We start from the raw sequence: 13,644 nt of genomic DNA on the forward strand, positions 1-13,644 counted from the left end.
GTGATATAATCATGAAAAAAGAACTATTTAAGGAAGAGATATCAGTGAAAATAAGAAAAATTTTAGTCGCTAATAGAGGCGAAATTGCTGTAAGAATCTTTAGAGCCTGTAGCGAACTTGGAATAAAGTCCGTTGCCATCTATTCAGAGCAAGATAAGACCGCTCTTTTTAGAACCAAGGCCGACGAGTCCTATGAAATAGGAATTGGTAAAAATCCTGTGGAAGCCTATTTGGACATGAACGAAATAATAAGCCTTGCAAAGAGAAAGGGTGTTGACGCAATCCATCCTGGATATGGATTTTTGTCAGAGAATAAAGAGTTTGCAAGAAGATGCGAGGAGAACGGAATAATATTTATAGGGCCTAGCTACGAAGTGCTTGACACCCTTGGAGATAAAATTAAATCAAAAATTGCTGCAAAGAAGGCAAATGTACCAACAATACCGGGAGTGGACAAGCCAATTAGAACTAAGCAAGATGCTTTGGAATTTGCAAAGGAAGCGGGATACCCTGTTATGATAAAGGCTGCTGCCGGTGGTGGTGGTCGTGGTATGCGAATCGTTAATAGCGAAGAGGAACTAATTCCTGCCTTTAAGTCTGCCCAGTCTGAGGCGAAAAAGGCCTTTGGCGTTGACGATATGTTTATTGAAAAATATTTGAGCAAACCTAAACACATCGAAGTGCAAATACTTGGAGACAAAGAGGGAAATATAGTTCATCTATACGAAAGGGATTGTTCAATTCAAAGACGCCATCAAAAGTTAATTGAATACACTCCTGCCTTTGCCCTTGATGAGAGCTTAAGGGAAAAAATATGTGCTGACGCTGTTAAAATTGCAAAGTCAGTAAACTATTACAATGCAGGTACTGTAGAGTTTCTTGTGGACGAAAAGGGAAACCACTATTTTATAGAAGTAAATCCAAGGGTTCAAGTTGAGCATACGGTAACGGAACTGGTTACTGGCGTGGACATTGTACAGGCACAAATATTAATTGCCCAAGGCCACAGTTTAACACATGAACTTATTGACATACATTCACAGGAAGATGTGTCTCTAAGGGGCTACGCAGTTCAGTGTCGTGTAACTACAGAAGATCCGACAAACAACTTCGCCCCAGACACTGGAGTAATTGACGTTTACCGTTCTGGTTCTGGGTTTGGAGTTCGTCTTGACGTTGGCAATGCCTATGTAGGGTCAGTCATTACACCATATTACGACAGTTTGCTAGTTAAGGTTACAACCACATCAAGGACATTTAAAGACACTGTGAACAAGGCCAAGAGGGCACTAGGCGAATTAAAAGTAAGCGGCGTTAAAACCAATATCGCATTTTTATTAAACGTACTAAACTCAGAGAGCTTTGTCTCTGGAAAGACCAACACAGGATTTATAGAACAAAATCCTCAGCTTTTTGATGTGGCTCCAAGAAACGACAAGGAGTTAAAGGTATTAAATTACATCGGCGACATTGTAGTTAATAATAAAAATAGAATAAATAAGAACTTTGACACTGTTAAAGACTATTCATATTTAGAAGGGGAGGATTTAACTCCTGGAACAAAACAGATTTTTGATAGAGAAGGTGCAGATGGTCTTGTAAATTGGATAAAGAATCAAAATGATACATTGCTTACAGACACCACCTTTAGAGACGCCCATCAGTCACTACTTGCAACTAGGGTGAGAACTGTGGACATGGAAAAGATAGCGCCGGCAGTTGCAAAGTATATGAATAACCTATTCTCCCTTGAAATGTGGGGCGGTGCAACATTTGACGTTTCATATAGATTTTTAAAGGAAGATCCTTGGGAAAGACTTAGAATCCTTAGGGAAAAAATTCCAAACATACTATTCCAAATGCTCGTTCGAGGAAACAACACCGTGGGATATAAAAACTATCCGGACAATGTGGTAAAGAAATTTATTTCCAAATCTGCACAGGAAGGAATTGATGTGTTTAGAGTGTTCGACTCACTAAACTGGATTCCTGGCATGAGATATGCCATGGACTGTGTTTTAGAAGAAGGGAAAATCCTCGAAGCCACCATGTGCTATACGGGAGACATTCTCGATGAAAAGAGAGACAAATATAGCCTTTCATACTATGTTAACATGGCCAAGGAGCTTGAGAGATGTGGCGCCCATATAATCGGCATAAAGGATATGTCGGGACTTTTAAAACCATATGCGGGAGAAAAACTTATAAGGGCTTTGAAAGATGAAGTGTCTGTGCCAATTCACCTTCACACCCACGACACCACTGGCAATGGCGTTGCAACAGTTCTTAGTGCAACGGAAGCAGGTGTGGACATTGTGGACACTGCATTTAACTCCATGAGTGGCCTAACAAGTCAACCGGCACTAAACTCAGTTGTGGCGGCGCTGGAAAACACCGAAAGAAAGACCAATATCAACTTGGATTATGCAGAAGATATCTCTAAGTACTGGGAAGTGGTTAGACCGATTTATCAAAACTTTGAATCGGATTTAAAATCTGGATCCACAGAGATATATAAATATGAAATCCCAGGAGGTCAATACTCAAACTTAAAGCCACAGGTAGAATCATTCGGCCTGGGTCATCGCTTCAAAGAAGTTAAAGACATGTATAGAGAAGTAAATCAAATGGTGGGAGATATCGTAAAGGTGACTCCATCATCAAAGATGGTCGGAGACTTTGCCATATTTATGGTTCAAAATGATTTAACCCCTGAAAATATCTACGAAAAGGGAAAGAACTTAGACTTCCCAGACTCTGTTGTTTCATTCTTTAAGGGAATGATGGGTCAACCTCTAGGGGGCTTCCCTGAAAAATTACAAAAATTAGTTTTAAAGGGCGATGAACCTATTACAGTAAGACCGGGAGAACTTCTAGATCCAGAAGACTTTGAAAAGGATAAAAAATATCTTGAAGACAAATTTGGCTTTGAGCCTTCAGAAGAGGATTTAATTGCATATGCCCTATACCCTAAAGTTTTTGAAGAGTATATTGAAAGCAAAAAAGATTTTGGCGAGCTTTCCAAAATGGAATCTAAAGTATTCTTCCATGGAATAAACCTGGGACAAACCAGGGAAGTTAAACTTGCTGAAGGAAAGAATTTAATTATAAAACTTGTGGACATTTCAGAAGCAGACGAAGAGGGCAATGTGTCACTGGCCTTTGAAGTAAATGGAAACAGAAGGGTTATAAAGGTATTCGACAAACATGCTGAAAAGCAATTTAAAGGTAACTTCGTACAAAAGGCAAACCCTGATGATAAAAGAGAAATCGGCGCAAGTATTCCTGGAACCATAGTAAAAGTTCTCGTTGAAGAGGGGCAGGATGTGAAAGAGGGACAACCTCTTATGGTCATTGAAGCAATGAAGATGGAAACAGATATTCTTGCACCAATGAGCGGAAAGATAGAGACGATTACAATAAAAGAAAAAGAAATGGTTGAGTCGGGACAACTGTTAATAAGATTTGAATAAATAGAAAGAGCATCTACGGAATGTAGATGCCTTTTTTATTTCTTGTCTCTAACTCTTGCAATGGCGCCAAATATAATTGCCGTGATTGCTGCTGGTATTATCCATTCAAAGCCAACGGAACCAAATGGTAGTAGCTTTATAGTTTTAACTGGCTTTTCTAAAATATGGAAAGTGTTATAAAGAGTCTCCATTAAACTTATAATAAAGGTTGCAAGAACCGCTCCCTTATATGTCATGTCGTATTTAATATGTTCATCAATCAAACCAAGTAATATAAGTACAATAATAATTGGATATACTATTGATAAAATAGGAACTGCCGCCTTAATAAGCCCTTCAACACCTGCCAGCGAAGATAATCCAGAGGCAATTACAGTAATTATTACTACCAGTTTATATCCAAGCTTTTCATTTGTAATTTCAGAAAAGAAGTTTCCCGCCACTGCGCTTAGTCCAACGGAGGTGGTTAAACATGCCAGGGACACTGCAATACCTATGGCAATCTTGCCCGCAGGTCCAAGAACATTTTGCACAGTACCAAGTAATATATCAACCCTTGTATTATCTGTGGTGTATAGCTTTGAAGCTGTTGATCCAACATAGATAAGCCCACCATATATAATTGCAAGAAGTATGAATGCAACAAAGCCCACCTTCTTAACTTGCTTATATCTTTCAGCTTCATCGTGGTATCCCTTTCTAATAAGATCCGATACCACTATGCCCGTCATAAGGGCTGCACCAAGTGCGTCCATGGTTTGGTATCCTTCTGCAAAACCCTTTAAGAAAACCCCTTCTGTCTCTGGAGGCTTCATATCTCCAATAGGATTTATAATACATTTGATTATGATTGCTAAAAGTATAATCACAAGCCCCGGTGTTAAATACTTTCCAATTTTGTCAATTACTCCCGATTCATTAAATACAAAGATAGCAGTTAATGTGAAAAATATGATTGCAGTTATCCAATGTGGTGCGCCTTGAAAAACTTTAGAAACAAATACCTCGTGGGTTGTTGCAGCAGTTCTTGGAATTGCGAACAATGGCCCAATGGTGAGTATGGTAACGGTACCAAGAATTTTGGAAAAAGTAGATCCAACCCTCTTACCAAGATCATCAGCTCCACCACCAAGCTTTGCAGTTACAATTACACCAAGTATAGGTAGCACAGGGTCAGTTAATAAAAATCCAAACATCGCTTTTTTGTATTCACTTCCCGATAGCACGCCAAGGTATGGAGGGAAGATTAAATTCCCTGCGCCGAAGAAGATTGCAAACAGTGCAAACCCTACGATTATTACATCTTTAAATTTTTTGTTCATAATATCCCTCATTTAATTTTAAATTTCTTTTGAGTATGTAAAATAATACTTAGTCTAATTCTAATTCTTAAATATTATACAGTCAAATTTATTTTTTATCACCATGGAGAATTGGATAATATTTTTTGTTAATTACAGCAAAAATCACAATTATTTTAATAATTTATTAGCTACTCTAAAAAAATATTTGTTTTCATGGTATAATTTAGGAAAATAAAGATGGAGGATAGTATGAAAAAGAAAATTTTTAGTGTATTATTAGGGACTTCTATAGTTCTAAGTAGTTTTAGTATTTCTGAGGCAGCTACTCAACCTGAAGTGAAAAGGTTATCTGGCACCAACAGATATTCTACTTCTGTTGCTGTGTCTAAGGCCTATTATGAAAACAGCAAGGAAGTTGTTGTGGCTTCTGGAGAGGGCTTTGCTGATGCATTAGTTGGTGGTACTCTTTCAGCTCAACTTGATGCTCCTCTACTTTTAACTTCTTCAAAGGCACTTCCTGAAGATGTGAAAAATGAGATAAGTAGACTTGGTGTAGAAAAGATTTATCTTTTAGGTGGAGCTGATACTGTGAAGCCTGAAGTTGAATCCAAACTTTCTGAAATAGCTTCTGTAAAGAGACTTTCTGGTAAAAACAGATTTGAAACTGCAAGGGAAATTGGTCGTGAACGTCTTGCTATTGCAAAAACTGAAGAACATCACATCGCCGCTGTTGATGGATTTGAATTTCCAGATGCACTAGCTTCTGCTCCTTTTGTTGGTAGATTCGGCTCTGAAAATTCAAAATTAACTTTATTACTTCCATTCTCAAGCGACTTAAAACCTGATTATATTGTTGGTGGAGGAAATTCTGTTAAGTATGATGGAGAAATTTTAAAGAGATTCAAAGGCAGCGACAGAGTTGATACATCTCTTGAAATAGCTAAAAATTATGAGGAATTTTTAGGAATCACTCCAAAAACACTAATAGTTGTAAATGGAGACGACTATCCTGACGCTCTTTCTGCAGTGTCTGCTTCTAAGGCTTTAGATGCACCTATAGTTCTTAATAGAGGTAAGGTTGTTTCTAAAAATCTAGCAAGTTATATAGAAAATAACGAGATAGAAAAAGTTATCGTTATCGGTGGAGAAGGCTCTGTCCCTAATTCAGTTTACCAAGAACTTGTTACAGGCAAGCCTTTTGAAGAACCTACTGAGCCTACTAAACCAGTTGAACCTACTGAGCCTACTGAACCTACCGAAAACCCTAATGATGTAGTAACAAATCCTTCTGGAGTTCCAATGGACTTAGATAAGTTATGGGTTGACTCAAATGGAAGAGGTTTAATAAAGGGCAATATAAATAGAAAGGGAGAAAAAATATACCACGTTCCAGGACAAGCTGCATATAACCGTACAGGAATAAACCCTAGAAGGGGAGAAAGATGGTTTAAAACAGAGAGGGAAGCACAAAAAGCTGGATGGAGAAGAGCTGAAAAGTAAATAATTAGATTAAGGAAGCCATTTGGTTTCCTTTTTAATTGTAAAAGATATATGTAGATTTATCGAAAATCTTTACATTAAATCTATAAGTAGTATAATATAATTATAAATGGAGGGATTTGAATGAAAAAATTTAGAAAACTATTACTATTTTTAGTTGTTGGATGTCTTTTAGTAACAGGATGTGCAAAAGACAATGGTAAGGCAACAGATTCTGCTGATAATACAAAGTCTGAAGCTTTACAAGGTGTAAGTGAAGAAAGTCCTTTAAAGGTTGATAAGGAAGGTAAGAGGGTTGTAATCTATGGAACTTTCAACGGAAAGTATTTAACTGAATCAACAAGGCATTTGGTTATTTATAATGAAGGTAAACTATCTGATATGCCAATATTACAAACATTAGTAAGCCCTACAGATTTCCATAAAGCACTTGAAGATATAGGTGCAGAACCTGGAGATAATATGACTCCTGATAACGCATCTACTACTTTATCTGAAGGTACTCCACTAAATGTGACAATTTATTGGGAAGGAAATGAAGACGGCACTGACTTAAACGACTTCTTAAAGGATTCTAATGGAAAGAAAATTGATATGAGATTTTCTGGAAATTTAAAGAATTCTCAAGATTTTAATACTGGTTGTGTATCTTGCCTTGATTCTTGCTTTGTAGGTATTACAAGTAACGCAACTTATCCTCTAGGGGCAATTGAAGAGTCAAAGGAAGTTGAATTTAGTGTAAATTCTGATAATCATCCAGAAGATAAACAAGCTGTTGCAATAGTTTACTCTATAGACTAATGCAAAAACTAATGAATTTCCTAAAGTACATCATCTTTTCAATAAGCTTATTCGCGGTAATTTCAAGCCTTATAAGTACAAGTATTTGGCTTGATATGAGGATTCATGAAAGCTATGTAGTGTATGCATCCTTTTTAATTATGGCTTTAGCTTTTATTGTAAAAAGATTTCAAAAGCTTAAGGAAATTAAATTTTTAATCACTATGGATATTTTATTTCTAATTGTGATTTTATTTGGAAAGTTAAATAGAATTTCTTATGAGCTAAGGGATTCTTTTGCAGTTCCAATTGGTATAAAGCCCTTTAAAGCTTTAATCTTAATAATTTTTTCAATTGGAAACATTTTAATATTCATTAACGAAAAAAATAATGGAGTGGACTAATCCACTCCTTATTTATTTCCTGGTTTTTCAATTGAGCTTGGGATTTGATTTTTATTTGTTACTCCCATGTTTAGCGAGTCTACTTTAGTTACTTCTCTCTTGTCCACATAGACGCCTTTGGACTTTTCTTCTTTTTCTTCTGAGTCTTTCTCTTCAACTAAGTGCTTGTTCTTTATCTTTTCTTCCTTGTCGGAAAACTTTCCTTCCAATGTGCTAGGAATTTGATTTTGACTATTTACTCCTAGGTTCATTGATTCAAAGTTATTTTTATTTTCATCTGGTTTAAATTTACTCATAGCATCCCCCTATCCTATGATGGTTATCTATTAAAATTTTGAGTAATATCTTGTGTGTCTCTTAAAATCTCCATTCTTGCTTTAGCTTTTTCCAGCTCTTCTCTACCTTTTTGTATATTTTCTTCATCTTCTTTTGTCGGAAGTGTCTTTTCTTCAAGTTCATCTTTTTCCTTGTTTAAATCTTTATTATCCATAACATCCTCCTATCTCTTATTAATTATAGTATACCCTTTTTATGAATTTAATCTCACGCCGCCTTATTTCATTTTTTCCTTTGTTGACAATTACAACTCTATAAGATACCATAAAAAATAGATGGTCCGATAGGTAAGGCTAACTTAGGGATATGGATTACTGCCGCAAAATGATGGAGACATCATGCGCTGGTTAACAAACTATATCGTACGGAAGGTATAGTTTATGTAATTTCAGCGCCCTATGAAGCTAAAGCTCACACGGTTTCTAATTACCCACAATGATCATTTCATCTGTGGGATTTTTTCATTTAAAAGGAGGTTGAATTATGGAAAAAACCTTAGAAATTCTAGAATTAAGACTTAAGGAATCTTTAGAGGAAAAAAATCTTAAAGAGGCCAAAACCATTTTGAATTCTCTTAATATCTACGATATTGCAGAATTTTTTAATGATCTTTCTCAAACTGATTTGACTATTTGTTTTAATCTATTATCCAAGGATACTGCGGCGCTAGTGTTTGCCGAAATGGATATTGAACAGCAAAAACTTCTTATTGAAGGTTTTTCTGATGAAGATTTAAAGGAGATTATCAACGGTTTAAGAACTGATGATAAGGTGGATATTATCGAGGAGCTACCTTCAAATCTCGTTAAAAAAGTCTTAAAGTTTACAAGTCCTGACCACAGAAAGGTAATTAACACCATGTTAAATTATCCTAAAGATTCTGCTGGTTCAATAATGACTATAGAGTATGCGGCAACAAAGGCCGGTCACACAGTTGCAGAAGTTATTCAACAACTTAAAAAGACAGGTGCCAACAAGGAAACCATTGATATTATTTACATCATTGATGATACTAGACACCTAATTGGTGAAGTGGCTCTTTCAGACTTAGTGCTTTCTGATTCAGATTCACCAATCTCTTCTGTTATGAACCACGATGTTATCTCTGTTAACACCACTGAAGACAGAGAAGATGTTGCAAGGCTATTTACAAAGTACGACTTTACCAACATGCCAGTAGTTGACAACGAAAACAGACTTGTTGGTATTATTACAGTTGACGACGTTCTTGATATTATAGAAGAAGAAATGACAGAAGATATGGATATCATGTCCGCGATAACTCCAACTGTTAAACCATATAAGCAGCTTTCTGTGATTGAGATTTGGAAAAACAGAATCCCTTGGCTTTTAATTTTACTTATCTCTTCAACTTTCACTTCATTAATTCTTATGAATTATGAAAAGACTTTGGAGAAATATGTAGTTCTTGCGGCATTTTTGCCAATGATTACAGATACTGGTGGTAACGCGGGAAGTCAGTCGGCTTCAACAATAATACGTTCTCTTTCTCTAAAGGAAATTGAACTTAAAGATTTGTTATATGTAGTTTGGAAAGAGGCAAGGGTTGCAGTACTTGCCGGTCTTACACTTGCATTTTTCAACTTTTTAAAGCTTATGTACTTTGATAAGGTAGGCTTACAAGTTTCCATTGTAGTTTCCCTTACCGTTTCAGTTACAGTACTACTAGCTAAAGTTACTGGATCCGTACTTCCAGTTGTTGCAGAAAGTCTTGGCGCTGACCCTGCCGTAATGGCAAGTCCGCTAATAACAACAATAGTCGACGCCCTTGCTATTCTCGTATACTTAAGAATAGCTATGACGCTTTTACCATTTTAAAAGGAGTTTAAATTGAAAACTAGAATTGAGCATGATAGTATTGGTGAATTAGAAGTTCCTGTAGATCACTACTGGGGAGCGCAAACGCAAAGATCTTTTCAAAACTTTAAAATAGGAACAGAGAAGATGCCCGTGGAGATAATACATTCTCTTGCAATTATTAAACGCTCCTGTGCAAAGGTGAACTGTGAACTTGGAATACTTTCTGAAGAAAAGAGAGATTTAATCGTAAAGGTATGCGATGAAATACTTGAAGGTAGTCTTAAGGAAGAGTTTCCCCTTGCCCTATGGCAAACGGGAAGCGGGACTCAAAGCAATATGAATGTAAATGAAGTTGTGGCCCACAGGGGAAACGAAATTTATGGAAGTGATATACTTCATCCAAATGACGACGTGAATAAGTCACAATCTTCCAACGACACCTTCCCTACGGCAATGCATATTGCAGCTTATAGAGAAGTTTATACAAAATTACTTCCTCAAATTAAAGAAACCCTTGATATACTCTATGGCCTTTCAATCGACTATGCAAACATAATAAAGGTTGGAAGAACTCACTTACAAGATGCAACACCACTATCACTAGGTCAAGAGATATCCGCATGGTCAAATATGCTTGAAAAATGCTATGACTATATTGAAGAGTCATCAAAGCATTTACTATCCCTAGCCATAGGTGGAACAGCTGTAGGAACTGGACTAAACGCACCAGAAGGGTATGACGAGAAGGTATGTAGGGAAATAAGTTCTTTTACAGGTTTTGAATTCGTCCCTGCTGAAAATAAATTCCACTCCCTTTCATCAAAGGATGAACTGGTAAATTGCCATGCAGCGCTTAACACCCTTGCAACAAATGTTTTAAAGATTGCAAATGATGTTAGATTTTTAGCATCGGGACCAAGATGTGGAATTGGCGAGCTACTAATACCTGCTAACGAACCAGGGTCTTCAATAATGCCTGGAAAGGTCAATCCAACACAGGCGGAGGCTATTACAATGGTAGCCCTTCAAGTTATGGGTAATAACACTACGGTTTCATTTGCTGGATCCCAAGGAAACTTCCAGCTAAATGTATATATGCCCGTAATTATTTATAATTTCCTACAGTCAGTAAGGCTTTTAACAGATGGACTTAAGTCTTTCACCGACAATTGTCTAAGGGGAATTAAGCCAAATGAAGAAAAGATAAAGGAATATTTAGACAACTCACTAATGCTTGTAACTGCACTTAATCCACATATTGGATATGAAAATGGTGCAAGGATTGCAAAGCATGCCCATGAAAAAAATATATCTTTAAGGGAAGCTGCCCTTGAATTAAAAATTCTTACAGAAGAAGAGTTTGATAAACTTATGAAACCTGAAGAGATGGTTTAAAAGAGAATTTAAAAAGCCTCAAGATTAATCTTGAGGTCTTTTTTTATCCTAGTAAAATATCTAATATCATCATTACAATAAATCCTATTATAATTCCATAGGTTGCCTGTCTTTCGTAGCCACCACTGTGGGTTTCTGGAATTATTTCATCGCTTATAACAAATAGCATAGCTCCTCCTGCAAGGGCCAATATAAATGGAAGTACTTGTGAAAATACATGTACCAGTCCATAGCCCATTAGAGCTCCTATGGGCTCTACCATACCAGTTAGTAATGCAATTAAAAAAGCTTCCTTTGTACTATAGTTCTCTCTTAAAAGTGCTAATGCCACTGCAAGGCCCTCTGGCATATTTTGAAGTCCTATACCTAAAGCTATGGTAATACCATTTGCTATATCATTTGTTCCAAATCCAACTCCTGTGGCAAGACCTTCTGGAAAGTTATGAATTGTTATGGCAATTATAAATAACCATATCCTTTTTAAACTCTCTGAAGATGTTCCCTCTTTTCGCTTGTCCAACAGATGCTCATGTGGTGCATACTTATCTATTAAGTCAAGCATCAAAGCTCCAGCAAATATTCCTAAGCTCGTAACAAGTACGGCCTTTACTCCTCCTCCACCATATTCAATACTTGGAAGTATTAGCGAAAAGCAACTTGCCGCAAGCATGACTCCCGCTGCAAATCCAAGAAGAATATCAAGTGAAGATCTTTTTATTTCTTTTGTGAAAAATATCGGTATGGCTCCTAGTCCCGTCATAAGACCAGGTAAAAACAAACCAAGACCGATAACAAGTCTTTGATCTATGTTACCCATTATTACCCCCTATCTATTGATTTGATACCATATAATGCCGCTTTTATAATAGCAAAATTTAATTTAGCACAAAACAAAGATAGCAAGGACTAAGCCTTGCTACCTAATAATGAAAGGAGATTCTATTATTATTTCTTTTCCCATTCGTAAACATATGAGATTTTACCAAGTTGTTTTAATTGGTCGTAATCTTTTGCAAGTTCTTTTACATGTTTATGAAGGAATAATAAACCTATTAAGTTAGGGAATACCATTAAACCATTGAAGAAGTCTGATAGTAACCATACGAATTCAATTTCAAACATTGAACCTAATACTATACAAATTACAACTATGATTCTGTAAGGCATAAGTCCCTTACTACCAAATAGATATTTAATGTTGGTTTCACCGAAGTAGTACCAACCGATTACTGTAGTGAATGCAAATGCTGTTAGACATATTGCAAGTACTGCTTTTCCAAGTGGACCGAAAGCAATATGGAATGCTTCTTGAGTCATAAGTGGGCCAGCAAGTCCTGAGTCAAAAGCTCCAGTTAAAATAATTACAAGTGCTGTTGCAGTACATACGATACCTGTATCTATAAGTACACCAAGCATAGCTGTTAAACCTTGTTCAACTGGGTGATTAACCTTTGCTGTAGCGTGAGCATGTGGTGTAGAACCCATACCAGCTTCGTTAGAGAACAATCCTCTTGCAACCCCAAATCTTACTGCAAGTTTAACTGTGATACCAGCTCCTGCACCAAGTGCTGCTTGTGGATCAAATGCACCTTTGAAAATAAGTCCAAATGCATGTCCAATACTAGTTCTAAACTTAACTAATACTACAATTGCAAGTACTACATATACTAATGCCATTACAGGAACTACCATTTCTGCGAAGTTTGCAATTCTCTTAATACCACCAATAAATACAAGTGCTGCAACTGCTGCTATAATGATACCAATAATTAATTGATTAACTCCAAATGCTGCGTGAATTGCAGATGCCATTGAGTTTGATTGAACCATATTACCGATAAATCCTAGTGCTAAAATAATGGCAATTGAGAAAAATCCAGCTAGTCCTTTACCTAGTTTCTTGTTCTTTAAACCTTCACTGATGTAGTAAGCAGGTCCCCCTACTGTATCACCTTTTTCATCAAGTGTTCTGTACTTTTGAGCAAGTACTGCTTCCGCAAATATTGTACCCATTCCGAATAAAGCTGCTATCCACATCCAGAATATAGCTCCAGGACCACCTGATAGTATAGCTGTAGCAACTCCTGCTACGTTACCTGTACCAATTTGTGCTGCGATAGCTACTGCTAGCGCTTGGAATGATGAGATTTCTCCAGCTGCTTTTCTTCTTGCGTTTTCTTCTTTGTCAAAAAGACCGCCGAAAGTTTGTTTAAATGCAGCGCCCATTCTTCTGAATTGAGGAAATCCTAAATAAAGTGTAAAAAATAATCCAACAACTGGTAATAAGAATATAAGCACCTTATTCCAAACTACGCTATTACCGGCATTAACAATTTTAGTAGCCGTATCAACAGCAGCACCAAATAACAAAACGTTCATACTATCCTCCTTATTATGCTTAAACGTTTTCCTGGTGTGAGTAGTAATTAGAACCACTCACACCCTTCTTCCCCTTTCATGCCACTTTAATAATAGTGGCGGGAATGCGTGGGAATCGAACCCACCCAAGAAGCTCCTAACCCCTCATACTGGTTTTGAAGACCAGAGAGCACACCAGCACTCATTCACTCCCATGGTACTATTATTTTAACACATTTCCGAGATAAAAGAAAACTTATTTTTTATATTTAT

At 36.7% G+C, this 13,644-nt stretch carries 11 protein-coding genes, 1 tRNA gene and 1 riboswitch; of the genes, 6 read left to right on the top strand and 6 right to left on the bottom strand.

What is annotated here, in order from left to right:
• Positions 1-11 precede the first annotated feature (11 nt).
• Positions 12-3,473, top strand: coding sequence for a pyruvate carboxylase (locus tag L6651_RS05395; protein ID WP_237036973.1), 3,462 nt, complete (start codon positions 12-14; stop codon positions 3,471-3,473).
• A 35-nt stretch (positions 3,474-3,508) separates the two neighbouring features.
• On the opposite strand, the gene brnQ is transcribed toward L6651_RS05395, so the two are convergent.
• Positions 3,509-4,795, bottom strand: a complete 1,287-nt coding sequence (gene brnQ / locus L6651_RS05400; protein WP_237036974.1) for a branched-chain amino acid transport system II carrier protein — start codon at positions 4,793-4,795, stop codon at positions 3,509-3,511.
• Between the two features lie 231 nt (positions 4,796-5,026).
• Between brnQ and L6651_RS05405 the strand changes: the two genes are divergently transcribed.
• The 3 genes from L6651_RS05405 (at position 5,027) to L6651_RS05415 (ending at position 7,461) form a co-directional block, all read left to right on the top strand.
• Entirely contained in the window at positions 5,027-6,277 is a 1,251-nt protein-coding gene (locus tag L6651_RS05405) for a cell wall-binding repeat-containing protein (protein ID WP_237036975.1), read from the top strand.
• Positions 6,278-6,400: 123 nt separating this feature from the next.
• On the top strand, positions 6,401-7,078 hold the full coding sequence (locus L6651_RS05410) for a YdjY domain-containing protein (protein ID WP_237036976.1): 678 nt from the start codon (positions 6,401-6,403) through the stop codon (positions 7,076-7,078).
• Positions 7,079-7,173: 95 nt separating this feature from the next.
• Positions 7,174-7,461: a hypothetical protein gene (locus L6651_RS05415; protein ID WP_237036977.1), complete on the top strand. Its 288-nt coding sequence runs from the start codon at positions 7,174-7,176 to the stop codon at positions 7,459-7,461.
• Between the two features lie 8 nt (positions 7,462-7,469).
• On the opposite strand, the gene L6651_RS05420 is transcribed toward L6651_RS05415, so the two are convergent.
• Both L6651_RS05420 and L6651_RS05425 read right to left on the bottom strand, forming a co-directional pair.
• Positions 7,470-7,757: a hypothetical protein gene (locus tag L6651_RS05420; RefSeq protein ID WP_237036978.1), complete on the bottom strand. Its 288-nt coding sequence runs from the start codon at positions 7,755-7,757 to the stop codon at positions 7,470-7,472.
• 23 nt (positions 7,758-7,780) lie between these two features.
• A complete protein-coding gene (locus L6651_RS05425; RefSeq protein ID WP_237036979.1) occupies positions 7,781-7,951 on the bottom strand; it encodes a hypothetical protein in 171 nt (56 codons plus the stop codon).
• Between the two features lie 118 nt (positions 7,952-8,069).
• Positions 8,070-8,225: riboswitch (M-box (ykoK) riboswitch) on the top strand.
• 55 nt (positions 8,226-8,280) lie between these two features.
• Here L6651_RS05425 and mgtE point away from each other — a divergent pair.
• Both mgtE and fumC read left to right on the top strand, forming a co-directional pair.
• A complete protein-coding gene (mgtE, locus tag L6651_RS05430) occupies positions 8,281-9,636 on the top strand; it encodes a magnesium transporter (RefSeq protein ID WP_237036980.1) in 1,356 nt (451 codons plus the stop codon).
• A gap of 12 nt (positions 9,637-9,648) precedes the next feature.
• Positions 9,649-11,013: a class II fumarate hydratase gene (gene fumC / locus L6651_RS05435; protein WP_237036981.1), complete on the top strand. Its 1,365-nt coding sequence runs from the start codon at positions 9,649-9,651 to the stop codon at positions 11,011-11,013.
• Positions 11,014-11,056: 43 nt separating this feature from the next.
• Here fumC and L6651_RS05440 read toward each other — a convergent pair whose 3' ends face one another.
• From L6651_RS05440 to L6651_RS05450, 3 genes are all read right to left on the bottom strand, one after another.
• Positions 11,057-11,830, bottom strand: a complete 774-nt coding sequence (locus tag L6651_RS05440; RefSeq protein WP_255784633.1) for a ZIP family metal transporter — start codon at positions 11,828-11,830, stop codon at positions 11,057-11,059.
• 128 nt (positions 11,831-11,958) lie between these two features.
• Entirely contained in the window at positions 11,959-13,392 is a 1,434-nt protein-coding gene (locus L6651_RS05445; protein WP_237036982.1) for an alanine/glycine:cation symporter family protein, read from the bottom strand.
• Positions 13,393-13,488: 96 nt separating this feature from the next.
• Positions 13,489-13,585 (bottom strand) — tRNA-Sec (locus L6651_RS05450).
• Positions 13,586-13,644: the final 59 nt, after the last annotated feature.

It is taken from the genome of Mediannikoviicoccus vaginalis (assembly GCF_928097925.1).
Lineage (GTDB): Bacteria > Bacillota > Clostridia > Tissierellales > Peptoniphilaceae > Mediannikoviicoccus > Mediannikoviicoccus vaginalis.